Source organism: Pseudoxanthomonas sp. 68-E7, from assembly GCF_057773145.1.
The window spans coordinates 193,033-212,642 of sequence record NZ_JBYMTI010000005.1 but is presented as its reverse complement, the minus strand read 5'-3'; the positions used below and the strand labels follow the sequence as shown (position 1 = coordinate 212,642).

At 69.2% G+C, this 19,610-nt stretch carries 16 protein-coding genes and 1 tRNA gene; 4 read left to right on the top strand and 13 right to left on the bottom strand.

Going from position 1 to position 19,610, the window contains the following annotated elements:
* Positions 1 to 6: 6 nt before the first annotated feature.
* The 4 genes from AC3DE2_RS13780 to AC3DE2_RS13765 form a co-directional block, all read right to left on the bottom strand.
* Positions 7 to 1,776, bottom strand: a complete 1,770-nt coding sequence (locus AC3DE2_RS13780) for a vWA domain-containing protein (RefSeq protein WP_488426674.1) — start codon at positions 1,774 to 1,776, stop codon at positions 7 to 9.
* Between the two features lie 78 nt (positions 1,777 to 1,854).
* Entirely contained in the window at positions 1,855 to 3,183 is a 1,329-nt protein-coding gene (gene xseA / locus AC3DE2_RS13775; RefSeq protein ID WP_488426673.1) for an exodeoxyribonuclease VII large subunit, read from the bottom strand.
* Between the two features lie 711 nt (positions 3,184 to 3,894).
* A complete protein-coding gene (locus tag AC3DE2_RS13770) occupies positions 3,895 to 4,437 on the bottom strand; it encodes a response regulator transcription factor (protein WP_488426672.1) in 543 nt (180 codons plus the stop codon).
* On the bottom strand, positions 4,434 to 5,657 hold the full coding sequence (locus AC3DE2_RS13765) for an ATP-binding protein (RefSeq protein ID WP_488426671.1): 1,224 nt from the start codon (positions 5,655 to 5,657) through the stop codon (positions 4,434 to 4,436). The genes AC3DE2_RS13770 and AC3DE2_RS13765 overlap by 4 nt, the downstream gene beginning before the upstream one ends.
* A gap of 117 nt (positions 5,658 to 5,774) precedes the next feature.
* Here AC3DE2_RS13765 and ispG point away from each other — a divergent pair, with 117 nt between their 5' ends.
* A complete protein-coding gene (gene ispG / locus AC3DE2_RS13760) occupies positions 5,775 to 7,040 on the top strand; it encodes a flavodoxin-dependent (E)-4-hydroxy-3-methylbut-2-enyl-diphosphate synthase (RefSeq protein WP_488426670.1) in 1,266 nt (421 codons plus the stop codon).
* A 4-nt stretch (positions 7,041 to 7,044) separates the two neighbouring features.
* Positions 7,045 to 7,728, top strand: coding sequence for a phosphatase PAP2 family protein (locus AC3DE2_RS13755; protein ID WP_488426841.1), 684 nt, complete (start codon positions 7,045 to 7,047; stop codon positions 7,726 to 7,728).
* Here the strand turns inward: AC3DE2_RS13755 and AC3DE2_RS13750 are convergent.
* Positions 7,713 to 8,063: a VOC family protein gene (locus tag AC3DE2_RS13750; RefSeq protein WP_295382806.1), complete on the bottom strand. Its 351-nt coding sequence runs from the start codon at positions 8,061 to 8,063 to the stop codon at positions 7,713 to 7,715. The genes AC3DE2_RS13755 and AC3DE2_RS13750 overlap by 16 nt on opposite strands.
* A 173-nt stretch (positions 8,064 to 8,236) precedes the next feature.
* Between AC3DE2_RS13750 and AC3DE2_RS13745 the strand changes: the two genes are divergently transcribed.
* On the top strand, positions 8,237 to 9,217 hold the full coding sequence (locus AC3DE2_RS13745) for a DedA family protein/thiosulfate sulfurtransferase GlpE (RefSeq protein WP_295382805.1): 981 nt from the start codon (positions 8,237 to 8,239) through the stop codon (positions 9,215 to 9,217).
* 32 nt (positions 9,218 to 9,249) lie between these two features.
* Here the strand turns inward: AC3DE2_RS13745 and AC3DE2_RS13740 are convergent, their stop codons facing one another.
* Entirely contained in the window at positions 9,250 to 10,137 is an 888-nt protein-coding gene (locus AC3DE2_RS13740) for a diguanylate cyclase (protein WP_488426668.1), read from the bottom strand.
* Positions 10,138 to 10,235: 98 nt separating this feature from the next.
* Here AC3DE2_RS13740 and AC3DE2_RS13735 point away from each other — a divergent pair, with 98 nt between their 5' ends.
* Positions 10,236 to 12,947, top strand: coding sequence for a serine/threonine-protein kinase (locus tag AC3DE2_RS13735; protein WP_488426667.1), 2,712 nt, complete (start codon positions 10,236 to 10,238; stop codon positions 12,945 to 12,947).
* A gap of 72 nt (positions 12,948 to 13,019) precedes the next feature.
* Here the strand turns inward: AC3DE2_RS13735 and AC3DE2_RS13730 are convergent, their stop codons facing one another.
* From AC3DE2_RS13730 to AC3DE2_RS13700, 7 genes are all read right to left on the bottom strand, one after another.
* Positions 13,020 to 13,928, bottom strand: coding sequence for a DMT family transporter (locus tag AC3DE2_RS13730; RefSeq protein WP_295374436.1), 909 nt, complete (start codon positions 13,926 to 13,928; stop codon positions 13,020 to 13,022).
* Between the two features lie 187 nt (positions 13,929 to 14,115).
* Positions 14,116 to 15,156 (bottom strand): UDP-N-acetylmuramate dehydrogenase, encoded by a 1,041-nt coding sequence (murB, locus tag AC3DE2_RS13725; RefSeq protein WP_488426666.1) that lies wholly within the window; start codon positions 15,154 to 15,156, stop codon positions 14,116 to 14,118.
* On the bottom strand, positions 15,153 to 16,208 hold the full coding sequence (locus AC3DE2_RS13720; protein WP_488426665.1) for a quinone-dependent dihydroorotate dehydrogenase: 1,056 nt from the start codon (positions 16,206 to 16,208) through the stop codon (positions 15,153 to 15,155). Before AC3DE2_RS13720 ends, murB begins: the two co-directional genes overlap by 4 nt.
* The gene (locus AC3DE2_RS13715) at positions 16,208 to 16,978 is read right to left on the bottom strand and encodes a class I SAM-dependent methyltransferase (protein ID WP_488426664.1); all 771 of its coding nucleotides are present in this window, start codon (positions 16,976 to 16,978) and stop codon (positions 16,208 to 16,210) included. Before AC3DE2_RS13715 ends, AC3DE2_RS13720 begins: the two co-directional genes overlap by 1 nt.
* A 10-nt stretch (positions 16,979 to 16,988) precedes the next feature.
* Positions 16,989 to 17,273, bottom strand: a complete 285-nt coding sequence (locus tag AC3DE2_RS13710) for a DUF4190 domain-containing protein (protein ID WP_295379516.1) — start codon at positions 17,271 to 17,273, stop codon at positions 16,989 to 16,991.
* A gap of 25 nt (positions 17,274 to 17,298) precedes the next feature.
* On the bottom strand, positions 17,299 to 18,831 hold the full coding sequence (gene amaB, locus AC3DE2_RS13705; protein WP_295379518.1) for an L-piperidine-6-carboxylate dehydrogenase: 1,533 nt from the start codon (positions 18,829 to 18,831) through the stop codon (positions 17,299 to 17,301).
* Between the two features lie 356 nt (positions 18,832 to 19,187).
* A tRNA-Arg gene (locus AC3DE2_RS13700) sits at positions 19,188 to 19,264 on the bottom strand.
* Positions 19,265 to 19,610 lie beyond the last annotated feature (346 nt).

Below are 19,610 nucleotides of genomic sequence, written 5' to 3'. Positions count from 1 at the left end.
CGGGCGTCATTGGCCGCGCGCGATGGCCGGCGTCTCCCGCTCCCGCGACGTCAATTGGCGAGCCTGCTCCACCAGATCGCTGAACTCGCGGCGCAAGCCGAAACGATCATCGCCCCGGGCGCCGCGCGCCGCGGCCGCCACATCGCGCCAGCCCCAGCCATCGATGTGCTGGCCGCCACGCAACAGATCGGCATAGGCGGCCACCGCGGTCGCGAAGCGGAAACCTTCGCCCGGCGTGCGGGTGAACGTGTCGGCCTTGACCGGACTTTCGATCAGGCGGCTGCGTTCCTGGCCGGGTACCTTGTAGCGCAGCGCGAGGTGGGCGATCTCGCCGTTCCTGGCGCCGGGTTCGCTGGTGGCGCCGGCCTGCGCGTAGCGCAGCGGCGGCAGCCGATCGACGCCGGAACCGGCAGGGGTGATCTCGTATAGCGCGGTGACCTGGTGGCCGGCGCCGATGTCACCCGCGTCCACCTTGTCGTTGGCGAAGTCCTCGCGCTTGAGCACGCGGTTCTCGTAGCCGATCAGGCGGTACTCGGAGACGTAGACCGGGTTGAATTCGATCTGGATCTTCACGTCGCGGGCGATGGTCAGCAGGGTCGACTGCATTTCCTCCACCAGCACCTTGCGCGCTTCCTGCGGCGTATCGATATAGGCGTGGTTGCCGTCGCCGACGTCGGCCAGGCGTTCGGCCATGGCGTCGTTGTAGTTGCCCTGGCCGAAGCCCAGCGTGGTCAGGGCGACGCCGGACTTGCGCTGGTCGCCGACCAGCGTTTCCAGCGCGCCCTGGTCGATGGTGCCGACGTTGAAATCACCATCGGTCGCCAGGATCACCCGGTTGACGCCGTCCTTCACGAAGGCCTGCTTCGCCATCGAGTACGCGAGCCGGATACCGTCGCCACCATTGGTGGAGCCGCCCGCTTGCAGGCGGTCCAGCGCCTCCAGGATCTCGTCGTGGCGGTCGCCCGGCGTCGGCGGCAGCACCAATCCGGCCGAGCCGGCATAAACCACGATGGAGACCCGATCCTGCGCGCGCAGCTGCGGCACCAGTTGGGCGAAGGCCTGCTTCAGCAACGGCAGCTTGTCCGGCGAATCCATCGAACCGGAGGTGTCGATCAGGAACACCAGGTTGGCCGGTGGCAGCGTCGCCTTCGCCACGTCATAGCCCTTGATGCCGATCATCAATACCTGGCGCGCGCTGTTCCATGGCGCGGGCGCGAGTTCGGTGGTGACCCGGAACGGGACATCGCGATTCACCGGTGCCGGATGCCGGTAGTCGAAGTAGTTGATGAACTCCTCCGCGCGCACCGCGTCGGCCGGTGGTCGCACGCCGTCGCGCAGCATCCGGCGCACGTTGCTGTAGCTGCCGGTGTCCACGTCGATGGAAAAGGTCGACACGGATTGTTCGCGGGTGCGGTGGACCGGATTGTCGTCGCGCGCGGCATAGCGTTCGGTATTGGCCGGTTCGGCCGGTATGGAAACGAGCCCCGGGCTCTGCATCGCCACGTAACCGGCCGTCACCTTCATGGCTGCGGGCGGCGGCGGCGCGGGCGCCGCGGTGGGCATGGCGCGGCCGTACTGGGTACGGGTCCTGGTTTCGGCCTCGCGTCGGACCTGGATCGAATCGAGGGTGGCGCTGGTCGCCGCGGCGTCGGCCGCATCGGTGGCGGCGACGGCCGCGGCGTCCTGCGCGGCGGATGATTCGGACACCGGCTGCGACTGGCAGGCAGCGAGCAGGGCGATGGCGAGCAGGGTGAGGCAGGGGCGTGCGTGGCGCATGGCGGTTCTCCCGAGAGGTCGGAAGGGCAAACGCGCAGGCCGGGAAAACGGGGTTGAAGGCGGGTCGTCCGCCGTTCGCTATTCGACCCGCAGCTTCAGTTCGCCGTCGGCGAGCCTTGCCTGTACGGCGTCGCCAGGGGCGACCTGGTCCACCGAACGCACCAGCGCGCCATCGGCGCGGGTGACGATGGCGTAGCCGCGGGCCACCGTCGCCAGGGGGCTGACCGCTTCCAGCGAACGTGCCAGTCCGCGCAGTTTCAGGGCTTCGCGCTGGAGTTGGCGGGCCACGGCGGCCTGGGGACGCGCGCGCAGCGCGTCCAGCCGCGCCTGCAATTGCGCGAGCCGGCGCTGCGGCTGCGCCGCACGCAGGATGGCCGCGGCATGGCGCAGGCGCGCGCGCCGCTGTTCCGATTTTTCGCGCCACAGCGCCAGCAGGCGTCGCATGGCGTCGTCCTGGCGGCGGCGGATCAGGGCCAGGCGCGCCTGCGGACGCAGTGCATTCAGACGCAGGGCGGCGCGATCGGCGCGTTGCATGGCCTGGCGCAACCGGTGACGCTGAAGATCATGCACGCGCCGATCCAGCGTGCGCAGGCGGGTGGCTAGATCACGCGTGTCCGGCACCAGCAACTCGGCGGCCACCGACGGCGTGGGCGCGCGCAGGTCCGCGGCGAAATCGGCGAGGGTGAAGTCGGTCTCGTGGCCGACCGCGGACACCACCGGCACCGGGGACGCCGCGATCGCGCGCGCCAGTTGTTCGTCGTTGAAGGCCCACAGATCCTCCAGCGAACCCCCACCGCGGGTCACCAGGACCACGTCATACCGGCCGCTGTCGGCGGCGCGGCGGAGCATCGACACGATCTGGGCCGGGGCGGCTTCGCCCTGGACCTGCACCGGCAGGATATCGACGTCCAGCAGGGGAAAACGCCGTCCCAGCACGCTCAGCACGTCGCGCACGGCGGCGCCGCTGGGCGAGGTGATGAGCGCCAGCCGGCGCGGGTGCGCGGGCAGGGCGCGCTTGCGTCCTTCATCGAACAGGCCTTCGGCGGCAAGCTTGGCTTTCAGCGCCTCGAATGCGCGCCGAAGGGCGCCTTCGCCGGCTTCCTCCAGGTGATCGATGACCAGCTGGTAGTCGCCACGCGCTTCGTACAAGGTCAGGCGGCCACGCGCGAGTACGCGCAGGCCTTCGCGCGGGACGAAGCGCAGCCATTGGCTCTTGGGCTTGAACATGGCGCAGCGGACCTGCGCGCGGGCGTCCTTGAGGGTGAAGTACAGGTGGCCGGAGGCGGGGCGGGTGACGTTGCCGAGTTCGCCTTCCACCCAGATCAGGGGGAACGCGCCTTCGAGGAGGTCGCGGGCCAGGGTGTTGAGCTGGCTGGGGGTGAGGACGTCGCGGGTGGGGTCTTGCATGGGGGTACCGTAGCGCAGTGGGGCGGTTTCATAAAGAAACCGGGTTGGACTGGACTATCTGTACCGGAATGTATGTAGGGCGCTGACGCGCGTTATTGCTAGCGGTTCTTAACCATGGCGCGCTCGCCGCGGGGCCCTACTTTCTTTGCTTGTGCAAAGAAAGTAGGCAAAGAAACACACCCCTGGCGGCGTGCCCTGCGCGCTGTGCGCGCAGGGTTCGCAATCGGCCCGGGAATTTCCGGAAGGGGCATCCTGCCCCTGCCGGAAACGGCGCACATCCTTGTGCGCCGCCCTGCGGGTTTTACCCGGCCCGCTTGCCACGCCTTTAACGGGGGCTCGTAGAGCAGAATCAAGAACAACAGCAACAACAACGGCGGCTATCCGGAGGTCGGCTTCTGCTTTTTTTGGGGCCCCATCCGCAGCGGTGGCGCCGGTGGGCAAACCCGTCAGGGCGCCGCGCAGGACGCGCGGCGTTTTGGGTCGGCACAGGGATGTGCCGTCCCAAAATTCCCGCGGGCGACACGAACCCCGACGGCGTAGCCGTTGGGGCGCGAGGACCGGGGTGTGCTTTCTTTGGTTACTTTCTTTGCACAAGCAAAGAAAGGGACGCCCCGCGGCGAGCGCGCCATCTGAAGCCACCGATAACAACAACGCGCGCCAGCGCCCAGCAGTCCCACAACCACCAAGCGAAAAACTCAAAGCAAATGGGAACTACTCGTCCACTTGCCGGCGCTCGGGACCAGGACGCTTCAACAGCTTGCGTTGCAGGGAGCGACGATGCATACCCAGCAACCGGGCGGCGGCGGAAATGTTGCCATCCGTCTCCGCCAACGCCTGTTGGATGTGCTCCCACTCCAGCCGATGCAGCGGCGTCATGGTCTCTTCCGGCTCCAGCGGCTCGCTCTTCTGCTCGATGCCCAGCGCTCGCAGGATCGTGGACAGCGTCGCCGGCTTGGGCAGGTAGTCGTCGGCGCCGCGCTTGATCGACTCCACCGCCGTGGCCACGCTCGCGTAGCCGGTCACCAGCAGGATCCGCATGTCCGGGCGCAGCGCGCGCAGGGGTTCGATCAGGGTCAGGCCGGAGGACTCGCCGAGTTTCAGATCGACCAGCGCGAAATCCGGCGGTTGCTCACGCGCCAGGCGCAGGGCGCTGCCGCCGTCCAGCGCGATCCGGGTTTCGATGCCGCGCCGGGCCAGGCTGCGCTGGAGGGTGCGGGCATACAGTTCGTCGTCGTCGATCAACAGGCCGTTCATGGGAAATCCTTGGCGCCACGCAGCGGCAGGCGGAACCTGACCCGCACGCCGCGTGGCAACGCGGTCTGCAGGGTCAGCGAGCCGCCGAGGCGCTCGACCGTCGCGTGCGACAGTGCCAGGCCCACGCCCATGCCATCGGGCTTGCTGCTGCGGAACAGGGTATCGGAATGGAAGCGCAGGGTGTCCTGGAAACCGTCGCCCTCGTCGCGGACTTCGCCGATCAGCTCGCCGCCGTCGCAACGCAGTCGCAGTTCGACCCGGGGGGAGCCGGCCTGCTGGCTGGCGTCGGCGGCGTTGTTGAGCAGGGCCTGCAGCAGGTGCCCGATCGAGGGATCCACCCGCAGCCGTGCCGGCAGTTCGCCTTCGCGTTGCAGTTCGATGGTCGGGCGCACCAGCTGCCAGCGATGGATGACCCGTTCCAGATCGACGCCGGTATTGCGGCCCATCTCGGCCGAGGCGGCGAGTTCGCGCACCCGGTCGCGGCAGATGTCCACCAGTTCGCGCAGGGTGTCGGCGTCCTCGCGGATGGCGTCGTCGTCGCACTGCTCGGCGATCTCCTCGCTCAGCAGGGTCATCGTCGCCAGCGGCGTGTTGAGCTCGTGCGCGACCGCGGCGGCATGGGTGGCCAGGGCGACGATGCCCTCGTTGCGGGCGAAGCGTTCGCGCAGCACCGCCAGTTCACGTTCGCGCTGGCGCAAGGCCGCCACCAGCCGGGTGGAGAAGTACAGCACCACGCCGACCGACAGCAGGAAGTTCACCGCCATGCCCCACAGGTGCAGGTTGAAGGCGTTGCCGTGGAAGGCGGGCAGGGGACGGCCGAACACCGCCATCAGGGTGTAGCCCACCAGCGAGGCCCCGGCGGTGGCCAGCACCCAGCGCAGCGGCAGCGCCAGCGCGGCCACCGCGATCAGCAGCAGGAACATCGGGCTGAACGGATTGGTGATGCCGCCGCTCCAGCCCACCAGCCAGGCCAGCACGGCCACGTCGACCAGCATGTGCAGGAACGCCACGCCGGCCGAATCCGGCGCCAGCCGGTGGCTGCGCCAGGTGGCGTAGAGGTTGAACGCGGCCAGCAGGCCGATGCCGCCCCACAGCGGCGCCAGCGGCAGCCGGATGTGCATCAGCTCGGTGGCGACCAGCACGGCGACCGCCTGGCCGATGATGGCGACCCAGCGCAGGTTGCACAGGGTCCGCAGGAAACTGGGGGAAGAGATGGGCATGCGTACATGCTAGACGATGCCGCAAGCCCGGCCGTGGAGGGGGATCGCACCGGCGGGTGAATGGACGCGGCGCCGGCCCCCACGGCCTGGCCGGTTTCCCGGTCTAAAATAGGCGCCATGCACGACGCCGTCAGCCGCCCCACGCCCCCCGCCAACGCCGCCGCCTGGCCCCGCCGCATCACCCACACCGTCGACATCGGCGGCGTGAAGGTCGGTGGCGGGCAGCCGGTGGTGGTGCAGTCGATGACCAACACCGACACCGCCGACATCGCCGGCAGCGTCCGCCAAGTGGCGGAACTCTGGCGGGCCGGTTCCGAGATGGTCCGGCTGACGGTCAACAATCCCGAGTCCGCCGCCGCCATCCCGCGCATCCGCGAAAAGCTGGACATGATGGGCGTCGCGGTGCCGCTGATCGGCGATTTCCACTACAACGGCCATCAACTGCTGGCCGGCGAGCCGGCCTGCGCCGAGGCGCTGGCCAAGTACCGCATCAATCCGGGCAACGTGGGCTTCGGCAAGAAGAAGGACACCCAGTTCGCCCAGTTGATTGAATTCGCCATCCGCTACGGCAAGCCGGTGCGCATCGGCGCCAACTGGGGCTCGCTGGACCAGTCGCTGGCGGCGCAGCTGATGGACGAGAACCACCAGCGCGAGCAGCCTTGGGATGCCGGACGGGTGTTGCGCGAGGCGCTGATCCGTTCGGCGGTCGACTCGGCCGAACGCGCGGTGGAACTGGGCCTGGCGCGGGATCGCATCGTGCTGTCGGCCAAGGTCAGCGGCGTGCAGGAACTGATCGCGGTCTATCGCGACATGGCGCTGCGCTCCGAGTTCGCCCTGCACCTGGGCCTGACCGAGGCGGGCATCGGCAGCAAGGGCATCGTCGCCTCGGCCGCGGCACTGTCGGTGCTGTTGCAGGAAGGCATCGGCGACACCATCCGTATTTCGCTCACGCCCGAACCGGGGCAACCGCGCACCCAGGAAGTGATCGTGGCGCAGGAACTGCTGCAGACCACCGGCCAGCGCGCGTTCACGCCGATGGTCACCGCCTGCCCGGGCTGCGGCCGCACCACCTCCGAGTTCTTCCAGGAGCTCGCCAAGGTCGTGCAGAACCATGTCCGCGGGCGGATGCCGGAATGGAAGATCAGCCATCCGGGCGCGGAGAACATGACCCTGGCGGTGATGGGCTGCGTGGTGAACGGTCCGGGCGAGTCGCGCCACGCCAACATCGGCATTTCCCTGCCGGGTACCGGCGAGGCGCCGGCGGCGCCCGTGTTCATCGACGGCGAGAAGGCGGTGACCCTGCGCGGCGAGAACATCGCCCAGGAATTCATCGCCCTGATCGACGGCTACGTCGAACGCAAGTACACGCGTGGCGCCGTCTGAGGTCCTGGCCCAGGGGCTGAACGCCCTGCTCAAACTGTTGCGCGAGCGCGGCTGGCGGATGCTGCTGCTGTTCGCCGGATTGCTGGCACCGCTGTGGCTGTTCGTGACGCTGGCCGACGAGGTCCACGAACTGGAGGACTTCTTCTTCGACGATCCATTGCTGTGGCGGATGCATGCGCTGGCGTCGCCGGCGCTGGATCGGTTCTTCGTCGGGGTGTCGGCGGCCGGCTACCAGTACGGGGTTATCCCGGTGGACATCGCCCTCGTGCTGGCGCTGCTGGCCTGGCGGCGCTGGCGCGAAGCGCTGTTCGCGGCGTCCTCGTTCATCGGCTCGGCGCTGCTGAACCTGGCCACCAAGCAGTTCTTCCAGCGCGATCGTCCCTCGCTCTGGGATTCGGTCGCGCCCGAACACACCTTCAGCTTTCCCAGCGGCCACGCGATGGGCTCGATGACCCTGGCGATGGTGGTGTTCCTGCTGGCCTGGCGGACCCGCTGGCGTTGGCCGGCGGCGCTGGCGGCGCTGGCCTTCGTCCTGTTGGTTGGCCTGTCGCGGGTGTACCTGGGCGTGCATTACCCGTCGGACATCCTCGGCGGCTGGGCGGCCGGCATGGCCTGGGTTGTGGGCGTGTACGCGGCGCTGTATCGCAGCGGTCGCCCCTGGAAGGCGCGCCTTCAGGCGAACTCGTAGAACTGGAAGCACACGCCCGGCGGCACGATCAGGTGGAACTCGCGCCGGCCCCAGGACTTCATTTCCAGTGGCCCGACCTGGGCGGGCAGGTTGCGGTACTCCGCGTAGAGCGTGTCCAGTCCCGCCACGCCGATGCTGAAGCTGGCGTTCCGCGCCCACAGCGGTTCGCTGTTGCGGACCAGGTGGAAGCCGACACCGTCGCGCTCGATGCCGGCCATGTCGCCTTCCTGCCAGAGCGCCCGGAAGCCCATCCGGCCGACATACAAATCCAGCGCTTCGGCCAAGGAGGGGCCGGCGGGCACCATCGGCGTCACGCTGGCGAATCGGCTGGACATCGGCGTTCCTCCTGCTGCGCTCCCAGCGTAGGAGAAGCGCGGCAGGCGTCGCAAGGGCGCCGCGTGCAAACGTAACGGATTGTTGCGAACCGGCCCGCTTGTGATTGCCGGCCGGCGGCGGGAGGATCGCTTCCTGTGAAGATGCGGCGCACCGGCTGCGCATGGGCGAGGACATGCAGGATCTGATTGAGCGGTACGGCGTGGCGCTGGTGTTCGTCAACGTGCTGGCGTTGTCGCTTGGCCTGCCGGTGCCGGCGATGCCGACCCTGATCCTGGTCGGCGCGGGCATCGCCCTGCACGCGGATCCCGCCTGGCCGGCGCTGTTCGGCGTGCTGGCCGTGTCGGTGTCGGCCAGCCTTCTCGGCGATACCGCATGGTTCTACGCCGGCCGCCGCTATGGCGGCCGCACCCTGCAATCCCTGTGCCGGTTGTCGCTGTCGCGCGACAGTTGCATGAAACAGACCGAGCGCGTCTATGGCCGCTTCGGCATCCGGGTGCTGGCGGTGGCCAAGTTCGTGCCGGGCCTGTCGATGGTGGCGGTGCCGCTGTCCGGTGCGATGCAGGCGGGCCTGCCGCGCTTCCTGCGCTATGACGGCCTTGGCGCGGCGCTGTGGGCGACGGTGGGGCTGGCGCTGGGCGTGATCTTCGCCCGCCAGGTGGAAGGATTGCTGGTGGCGCTGTCGCAGTTGGGGGTTGGCGCAGGGCTGCTGGTGCTGGCGGGACTGGCGCTGTATGTCGGTTACCGCTGGTGGCGGCGGCGCGCGCTGTTCCGGATGCTGGAGTCCGCGCGCATCGATCCGCCCACCCTGGACGCGCTGATGCGGACGGAGGTGGCGCCCGCCGTGCTGGACATCCGCGCGCCCGGCTTCCGCGACATCGATCCCTTCGTCATCCCCGGCGCGGTGTTTGCCGACGAGCGCCGGCTGGAGGAGATCACTTCGAGATTTCCGCGCGAGCGCAAGATTGTCATCTACTGCGCATGCCCGGACGAGGTTTCCGCGGCCTGGCTGGCGCGCCAGCTGCGCCTGCGCGGATACGGCGATGTGCTGCCGCTGCGCGGCGGCATCGATGCGTGGCGGGCGGCGGGCCTGCCGGTCGAGGCCATCGGTGGAACCGCGGAGGTCGCGGACGGAGCGCTTGCGGCCGGACGCTGAGGGACACCGGGCGTGGCCGTGTCGTGCCCGTCTCAGTATTCGATGCAGACCCGGTTGCGGCCTTCGCTCTTGGCGCGGTACAGCGCGGCGTCGGCCGCCGCCATCATCCGGCTGCAGGTGTCGCGGTGGGGCATCAGCGCGGCGATGCCGATGCTGACGGTGATCGACTGCGCGTCGCCGCCGGGCTTGAACACCGCGTCCGCCACCGCCTGGCGCAGGCGCTCGGCGAAACCGAACGCGGCGTCGTCGTCGCATTCGGGCAACAGCACCGCGAATTCCTCGCCGCCGATGCGGGCGGCGGAGTCATCGTTGCGGATGTGCCGGCGCAGGATGCCGGCGATCTGGCGCAGCACGTTGTCGCCGGAGATGTGGCCGTAGCGGTCGTTGATCGGCTTGAACAGATCGACGTCGATGATGCACATCGCCAGCGGCCGCTGATGGCGCATGGCGCGGGCGATTTCGCGATCGACCGCCTCGATGAAATGGCGGCGATTGTAGAGATCGGTCAGCGCGTCGTGGGTGGCGAGCTGGTAGATCTCCTCGTGGTAGTGCGCTTCCACGCTGGCGTGGCTGATGAATTTGAGGATGCACTCGCCCAGGGTCAGGTGATCGCCGTCGGCCAGCACCGCTTCCTGGATCGGGCGATCATTGAGGCGGGTGGGATTGGTCGCATCGAGGTCGCGCACGCGGTACTGATCGCCGTCGCGCCAGACCTGGCAGTGCAGGCGCGACACGCTCCGGTGCGGGATGTGCAGATCGGCCTCGCGCGAGCGCCCGACCACCACCGGCTGCGCATCGATGTCCGCGCGTCGGCCCAAGCCTTCGCCCTGGATCACCACCACGCAGGCAGAGCGCGAGCGGGAAGGACGCGGTCCATCGCTGAGAATCGTGCGCTGGGTGGTCTCGTGTTCGGGGGCCATGCATCCGGCCGCGGGGAGGGAGGCTGCCGAGTGTAGCGGTTCCGTGCCGCGCCTGCCGGTGCTTCCGCTAACATGGCGGTACTCCAGGGGGACGTGCCATGAATCCAGTACCGCCATCGGCGGACCCGGAAGCCACCGAGCTTCTGGTGACGCGGTTGTCCGGACAGATGCCTGCCGACGGCGAGGCGTTCCCGCCCGGCGCACGGCTGGGCCGCTACCGGCTGGAAGTACTGCTCGGACGCGGCGGCATGGGCGAGGTCTATCGCGCCGAACAGTTGGAACCGGTGCGCCGCACCGTCGCCCTCAAACTGTTGCGCGGGCACCGCGTGGAAGCGCGCCACCTGGCCTACTTCGAGATCGAACGGCAGTTGCTGGCGCAGATGCGGCATCCGGCCATCGCCCAGATCTATGACGCGGGCGCCACCGAAGACGGCGTGCCGTTCTTCGCCATGGAGTACAGCGAGGGCAGGCCGGTCACGCGCTTCTGCGCGGAGGAAGGCCTGGACCTGCGCGAGCGCCTGGCGCTGTTCATCCGCATCTGCGAAGGCGTCCAGCACGCCCACCACAAGGGCGTGATCCATCGTGATCTGAAGCCGGGCAACATCCTGGTCGATCGCATCGACGGGCGCGCATCACCCAAGATCATCGACTTCGGCATCGCCACCGCCACCTCGCGTGCGCTGGCCGGGGTGCAGGAGCGTGCCGGCACGCCGGACTACATGAGCCCGGAGCAGGCCGAAGGCGATCTCGCCACCCTGGACACCCGCAGCGACGTGTACTCGCTGGGCGTGCTGCTGCACGAACTGCTGACCGGCGCGCGCCCCGGCGTGCGCGAGGGCGGAACCGCCGGGGACAGCGTGTTGCAACTGCCCTCCGAGCAACTCGCCACCCGGCGGACCGCGGCCGCGCCGGCCGGAATCGCGCACGATGGACGACACCTGCGGCGCGCCCTGCGCGAGGAACTGGACTGGGTGGTGGCCAAGGCGATGTGCCACGACCGCGATGGACGCTACGCATCGGTCGCGGAACTGGCCGCGGACCTGCAGCGATTCCTGGATGGCGCGCCACTGGCGGCGGTGCCGCCGACCCGGCGCTATCGCTGGTCGCGGTTCTTCGCCCGCCATCGCACCGCGCTGGTCGCCGCGGCGTTGGTCGGCCTGGCACTGCTGGGGGGACTGGCGGTATCCGTCTATGGATTGATGCAGGCGCGGCAGCAGCGCGCCATCGCCGAACTGCGCAGCGTGGAGCTGGAAAAGATGGCGGGCTTCCAGCAATCGATGCTGGAGGACATCGACATCGAGGCCATGGGCAGCGGCCTGGCCACGGGCCTGCGTGGGCAGATCGCCGAAGGCGATCCGGCCAGCCGCGCCTCGCTGGAACCGCTGCTGGCCCAGGTGAACACCGCGGATCTGGCGCGCGGCATGATTGATCGCGATCTGCTCGCCAACGCCGAAGCCGCCATCGATCGCGACTTCGCCGGCCAGCCGGCGCTGGCGGCCAATCTGCGCGAATCGGTCGCGCGCGTGTACGCGGCGCTGGGCATGAGCCCGCAGGCGGCGCGGGAGTTCGGCGAGGTCGCCGACTACCGCGCCGGCCAGGCGGGCGAGGCGGCGCCGACGACGCTGGCCGCGCGCCTGGCCCAGGCCGACGCCCTGCTGGGAGCCGCCGAAGTGGACGCCGCCGCCGCCATCATTGAGCGCGCGCGGCCGCTGGCGCAGCCGTTGCCGCTGAATGATCCCACCCGCGCGGGACTGGAGATTGCGCAGGCGAGCGTGTTGTCCGCGCGTGGCGAGCGCGAACGCGCCAAGACCCTGCTGCAATCGCTGCATGAGTGGCTGGCGAAGCAGGCGGGCGATCGGGATTCCGCATCGATGGATGCCCTGAACGCGCTGGCGGACATGCAGCGCGCCGTCGGCGAGATGGCCGAGGCGCGCGCCAACATGGAGAAACTGCTGCCACTGCGGGTGGCGGTGCAGGGCGCGGAGCACAAGGACACCCTGGCCGCGACCAGCAACCTGGCGGTGATGCGCATGCTCACCGGGGAAAAGGAGGGCGCGGTCAAGCTGCAGCGGGAACTGGTGGCGACCCAGATCCGCCGGCTCGGCAACGACCATCCGCTGACCCTGCACGCACGCGGCACGCTGGCGAGCATGCTGGCCGATTCCAATGCCGCCGGGGAAGCCCTGCCGATGATGAAGGCGGTGCTGGCCGGGCGTGAACGCGTGCTTGGTCCGCTGCATCCGCAGACCATCCGCGCGCGACTGAACCTGGCGACCACCTACGCGCGGCTGGACGACTACGCCGCGGCGTTGCCGCTGGAGCAGCAGGTGCTGGAGCAGCGGACCCGGCTGCTGGGCGCCAATCATCCGGACACGCTCTCGATCCTGATCAACCACGCCGGCACACTGCTGCGCGACGGACATCCGCAGCAGAGCCTGGCGCTGCTGCGCGACGGCCTGCCGCTGGCGCGCGACGTGCTGGGCCTGAAGCATCCGCAGACCCAGCGGGCGCTGCTGATCCGGGGCGACGCCGCGCGTACCCTGGGGGATGCGACTTTGGCGCTGGCGTCCTATCGCGAGGTGGTCGAGGCGCGCAGCCGCCTGCTGGGCGAACAGCACCCGGAAACCCTGCACGCGATCTGGACGCTGGCCACTGCGGAGGCGGGTTTTGGCCACGCGGCGCAGGCGCAGGCGTTGCGCCGGCAATACCTGGAGCCATTGCTGGCGGCCAGGCCCGATACGCTGAGCGAGCCGCTGGCCGCGCTGGCTGACGCCATCCGCGAAGGGCGCCCGCCGACGGGATTCAAGTAGGTCGTATCAAGCGGCCCGCCATCGGGCGTCTTTCCGGATCGCGGATCATCGCGCGGGATCCGCGATGGCCATCTATTCGCCCGGCTTAGCCGCCGAGCTGGCCGCCTCGGAGGCGGCCCTGCGTGAAAGCACCGCCTCGCGATGGGCGATGTAGGCGTTGGCGCCGAAAATGATCGCCGCCCCCAGCAGGGTCCAGCGATCCAGGCTTTCATCGAACAGCACCCAGCCGAACACCGCCACCACCGGCAACTGCATGAAGCTGATCGGCGTCAGCGCCGAGACCTCGCCCAGTTTCAACGCGCGGGTCCACAGCATGTGTCCGCCGGTGCCCATCACGCCGGCGGCGATCACCCACAGCCAGGTGATGCCCTGCGGCCATTCCCACACGCTCAGCGCCGGCACCAGCGACATCGGCACCCACAGCAGGGTGGTGTAGAGGACGATCCGATCGGCCGGTTCGGTCTGCGACAGCTGCTTGATCTGGATCGCCACCAGCGCGCTCATCACCGCCGCCAGCACCGCGATCATGGCGTCCATGCTGAATTCCGCGGTGCCGGGGCGAACGATGATCAGCACGCCCAGGAAGCCCAGTACCACCGCGGTCCAGCGGCGCGCGCGCACTTTTTCATTGAGCATCGCGGCCGCGGCCAGGGTGACGAACAAAGGGGTGGAGTAGGACAGCGACACCGCCTGCGCCAGCGGCAGGTGGCCGATGGCCCAGAAGCCGGCCAGCATCGAGCAGATGCCGATCACGCAGCGGAACAGGTAGCGCGGGAAGTGCTGGGTCCTCAGCAGTCCGGGACCGTGCTTGATCAGCAGCGGCAGGGCCGCCAGCAGGCCGAAGAAGTTGCGGAAGAACGCGATCTCGAAGGTGTGCAGGCTGGCCGAGGCCAGTCGGATGGCGACCACCATCAGGGCGAAGAACATGGTGCTGGCCAGCATCAGCGCGGCGGCGCGGAAGTGGACGGGAATGGTGGGCATCAGGATTCCACGACAGGCAGGCGCGCCAGCGCGGGCGCCAGCATGCCGGGAAGAGAATGAAGGTGGCGCATCCGCGCGGACCGCCGGGCGCGACGATGCCCGGACCGGCTTCCGTCCCACCCTCCGGCCCGCGCGCACCGGAGGGGCGGGCGGGAACGGCGCGGGGCGGAAGCGCATGGGAACATGGCTACCAGCGGCCGCCGACGATGCGTGGTTCGGGTTCGATGGCGACGCCGAAGCGGTGTTCCACCGATTCGGCGATGCGCCGGGCCAGCGCCAGCAACTGCAGGCCGGTGGCGTTGCCATGGTTCACCAGCACCAGCGCGTGCGAGGCGGCCACGCCGGCGTCGCCATCGCGATGGCCTTTCCAGCCACAGGCCTCGATCATCCAGGCGGCGGAGATCTTGCGGGTGTCCGCCGCGTCGCCGCGGAACACCGGCAGGCCCGGGTGCGTGGCCTGCAGGGATTCGGCCAGCGTCGCCGGCACGATCGGATTCTTGAAGAAACTGCCGGCGTTGCCGATCACCGCCGGATCCGGAAGCTTGCGGCGACGGATGGCGATCACCGCCTCGGCGACATCGCTCGCGTCCGGTTGGGCGATGCCCATCGCCGCCAGTTCCTCGCCGATGCCGGCGTAGTCCAGGCGCGGCGCGGGCGTGCGCAGCAGATCCAGTTCCACCGCGGTGACGATGTAGCGATCCGGCGCGTGCTTGAACACGCTGTCGCGGTAGCCGAACGCGCAGGCGGCGCGGTCCAGCCGGCGCAGGACGCCCTCATCGCGATCCCAGGCTTCCACCGCGTGCACGAACTCGCCCACTTCCACCCCGTAGGCGCCGATGTTCTGGATCGGCGCGGCGCCGGCGGTGCCGGGAATCAGCGCCAGGTTCTCCAGTCCGCACAGGCCCTGCTGCAGCGACCACATCACCAGCGCATGCCAGGGCATGCCGGCCTCTGCGCGTACGCGGGCATGGGTGGCGTCCTGCGCCAGCACCCGGGTGGCCGCATTGGCCAGCGCCAACACCGGGCCCTCGGCGTCGCCGGCGAACAGCAGGTTGCTGCCTCCGCCCAGCACGAACAGCGGTGCCCCGGCCAGTTCCGGCCGCGCCAGCAATTCCGGCAGCGCGGCGGCATCGTCCAGTTCCAGCAGCCAGGGCGCGCGCGCCTCCACCCCGAAGGTGTTGCGGTTGCGCAGCGAGGCGTCGCGGGTCAAACGATAGGGAAGACTCATTCCGGGGCCACCGCGCCGCGGCTGGGCGCCTCGCGGCGGCGGCGGATGGCGTCGACGCATTCGCCAATCAGTTCGGGCCCGCGATAGACCAGTCCGGAATAGACCTGCACCAGCGAGGCGCCGGCGGCCATCTTGGCCACCGCGTCGGCGCCGGAGAGGATGCCGCCCACGCCAATCAGCGGAATCCGGTCGGGCAGGCGCGTGCGCAGGCGGCGCAGCACCAGGGTCGACTGGCCCATCAGCGGCGCGCCGGACAGGCCGCCGGTTTCGTGCGCGAGCGGATCGTCCTGCACGCTGATGCGCGAGACCGTGGTGTTGGTGGCGATGACCCCGTCCACGCCCAGGTCCCCCAGCACGCGGGCGACCGCGTCGATGTCGTCGTCGGACAGATCCGGCGCCAGCTTGACCAGCATCGGCACCCGCCTGCCGTGCTGCGCCGCCAGATCCTCCTGCGCCTCGCGCAGGGTGCCGATGAGCTGGCGCAGCGCCTGTTCCTCCTGCAGTTCGCGCAGGCCGGCGGTGTTGGGCGAGGAAATGTTGACGGTGATGTAGTCGGCCAGCGGATAGACCCGCTCCAGGCAGAACAGGTAGTCCGAGGCGGCCCGCTCGTTGGAGGTGTCCTTGTTCTTGCCGATGTTGATGCCGAGCACGCCGGTACGGCGGCGGAGCCGCTCGATGTTCCGCACCAGCACGTCGACGCCTTCGTTGTTGAAGCCCAGCCGGTTGATCACCGCCTGGTGGGCCGGCAGCCGGAACATCCGCGGTTTGGGGTTGCCGGGCTGCGGGCGGGGAGTGACCGTGCCCACTTCGACGAAGCCGAAACCCAGTCCGAACAGCGCCTCGACGTGGGCGCCGTTCTTGTCCAGGCCCGCGGCCAGGCCGACCGGGTTGGGGAAGGTCAGGCCCAGCAGCTTGGTCGGCAATGGCTGTGGCGGCCGCGCCAGCAGCGGGATCGTGCCGGTCCGGTAGGCGGTCTCGATGGCCTTGAGTCCCAGGCCATGGGCGCGCTCGGCATCGAAACCGAACAGGAAGGGGCGAGCGAGTTTGTACATCAGTGCAGGGTGCCGACGAACACGCGGGTCAGGTAGTCGAAGCGGATCATGCCCTGTTCGGCGTGCTTATCGAATACCCGGCGCAGTTCGGCGCGCATCGGCGCATGCCGGGGATCGTCCGGCGGCGGCGTGGAGGAGGAGGAGCGCAGGCGGCCGTACAGCGCGTCGAAGTCCAGCGGCTGGGCATGCGCGAACCGCGCCATGGCGCGGAAACCCGGGCCGAACCAGGCCCGCATGGCGTCATCGTCCGGGTGGCGCTCGGCGACCCGCGCATAGTCCTCGCCGTAGGCGTGCAACAGGGCTTCGTAGTCGTGCAGGAACGGCGAGGCGGCGGCCATGCGGCTGTTCCAGAACACGATGACCGGGCCGCCGGGACGCAGGATGCGCGCCCATTCCCGCCGCGTCGCGACCGGGTCGAACCAGTGGAAGGCCTGCGCGCTGGCGACCAGATCGACACTGGCGGCCGCCAGGCCGGTGGCCTCGGCACTGCCATCGGCCACCTGCAGGCCGGGCTCGCCGGCCAGCCCGGCCACCAGCGCTTCGCGCATGGCCGCGTTGGGCTCCACCGCGATCACCGGATGGCCGCGGCGCAGCCACGCCTGCGTGGCGATGCCGGTTCCAGCCCCGATGTCGGCGACGAGCGCGCCCTGCGGCACGCCCTGCCCATCGTGCAGCCAGTCGAACAGGGCGTCGGGGTAGCCGGGTCGATAGCGGACGTAGTCGGCAACCCGGTTGCTGAAGCGCCCCGCGCTGTCGCTGGCGTCCGTCACCGCGTCCGGCTCACTGGCTCATCGCGCCCAGCCAGACCAGCCCGCCGAAGAACAGCACGAACACCAGGATGCCGATGATCCACAGTGCGGCCGACACCCAGCCCAGGATCAGCCCGGCCACGGCGAAGCCGTCGCCATCCAGGCGCTGCGGCTCGCGGCGGATTTCGGCGCGGGCCATGTGGCCGGTGATGATCGCGCCGATGCTGCCCAGGAAGGGCAGCAGGGTCCAGCCGAGGATGCCGGCAATCAGGCTGATGATGGCCAGGGTGCTGGTCTGGCGTGCGGGTACGTTCATTGGCGTCCTTTTCCTTTCTCGGGGCTCAGAGGTCGAACTTTATACCCTGCGCCAACGGCAGCGAGTCGGAATAGTTGATGGTGTTGGTCTGCCGGCGCATGTAGACCTTCCACGCATCCGAACCGGATTCGCGGCCGCCGCCGGTTTCCTTCTCGCCGCCGAACGCGCCGCCGATCTCCGCGCCGCTGGTGCCGATGTTGACGTTGGCGATGCCGCAGTCCGAGCCGGCCGCCGACAGGAACTGCTCGGCCGCCTTCAGGTTCTGGGTGAAGATCGACGAGGACAGGCCCTGCGGCACGCCGTTCTGCATGTCGATGGCCTCGTCCAGGGTCTTGTACTTCATCACGTACAGGATCGGCGCGAAGGTCTCGTGCTGGACCACTTCATCGGTGTTCTTCAGGCCGGTGACGATGGCCGGCAGGACGAAGTTGCCGGGGCGATCGATCGCGGTGCCGCCGGTCTCGATGGTGCCGCCGCTGGCCTTGGCCTTCTCGATGGAGGCGAGGAACTGCTGCACCGCGCCCTGGCTGTTGAGCGGGCCCATCAGGTTGGCCGGATCGGTGGGATCGCCGATCTTGCCCTCGACCTGCTTGTACGCCTTGACCAGGGTGGACAGCACGGTGTCGTAGATGGATTCGTGCACGATCAGGCGGCGGGTGGTGGTGCAGCGCTGGCCGGCGGTGCCGACCGCGCCGAACACGATGCCCGGGATCGCCAGCTTCAGGTCGGCGGTTTCGTCCAGGATGATCGCGTTGTTGCCGCCGAGTTCCAGCAGGCTGCGGCCCATGCGGCGGGCGACGCGCTCGCCGACGGTGCGGCCGACCTGGGTCGAACCGGTGAAGCTGATCAGCGGGATGCGCTTGTCGTCGACGAACTGCTGGGCCAGCTCGACGCCGGCGTCGTTGATCAGGAAGAAGATGTCCGGGAAGCCGCCGGCCTTCAGGGCCTCGTTGCAGATCTTCATCGACGCGATCGCGGTCAGCGGGGTCTTGTTGGATGGCTTCCAGATGCACACGTCGCCGCAGATGGCGGCCAGGAACGAGTTCCACGCCCACACCGCGACCGGGAAGTTGAACGCGCTGATGATGCCGACCAGGCCCAGCGGCTGGTACTGCTCGTACATCCGGTGGCCCGGGCGCTCGGAGTGCATGGTGTAGCCGTACAGCATGCGGCTCTGGCCGACCGCGAAGTCGGCGATGTCGATCATTTCCTGCACTTCGCCGTCGCCTTCGGGCTTGCTCTTGCCCATTTCCAGCGCGACCAGCGAACCCAGCGCATCCTTGTGCTTGCGCAGCGCCTCGCCGCACAGGCGCACGGCTTCGCCGCGGCGCGGGGCCGGGGTGGTGCGCCAGACCTTGAAGGCTTCCTGCGCGCGCGCGACCACGGTTTCGTAGTCGGCCTGGCTGCTGGCATGGACCTCGGCAATCGCCTCGTTGGTGGTCGGATTGATCGACTGCAACAGGCCGGCGTCGGTGGTCTTGGACCATTCGCCACGGCCCAGGTAGGTGCCGGAATTGGTCTGGCCAAGGCCGAGTGCCTTGAGGATGTCTGCGGACATGCGGTGCTCCAGGAAAGATCAGATGAAGGCGCGGCGCGACGTGCGCCGGCGGAACGCCGATTTTAGCAGAGCGATCCCGCCGGCCCGGCCGGATCGGGGGCTTCCGTGGATGTGCTGAGCCGCCTGTTCGATTCGCCGAGAACGCGGCCACGATGCGCACGGCGTTTCGTCGATCCGCCGAGGGTTGCATTGGCGGATGGCCGGAAGGGAAGGGCCGGGGTCGAGGCCAGGACGGCATCCGACGGCGTCGCCCTCGCGGATGCGGGAGGCACGGCCCGGACACGGGCGGGGGGCGATGTTTCGCAGTGGATCGAGTTGCGACCGATCGCGGAACGGGCGATGAGCCCGTCCGGAAATGGCGGCCCCGGCGCGATTCGAACGCACGACCTTCCCCTTAGGAGGGGGACGCTCTATCCAGCTGAGCTACGGGGCCATCGCCCGCATTCTCGCATGAACGGCACGGACGGGCGACCGCAGCCGGCCGGGCATGGCCTTGGGCTGGCCATCGACCCCATCGGCATTTCCGGATCGGGGCCCTGGTTCGTCTTGGTGTCGACGCGCCTGGAAAACGCAGGCGCCGGGTCGGTCCGGTGACCAGGTCGGACTGGCTCGCTGGCTATCCGAAGCATGCGGAATTCCGCGCTGGTCACCGATCCTGCGCGCGGCGTTCAGCTTGCCAGGGTCGGGAAGTAAATCCAGAGAAATCCCGTTGAAAAACGTGGATTGATTCGTCGTGTCCGGCCTCCCGAGGGATGCGGGATGATGCGAAACAATTGTGC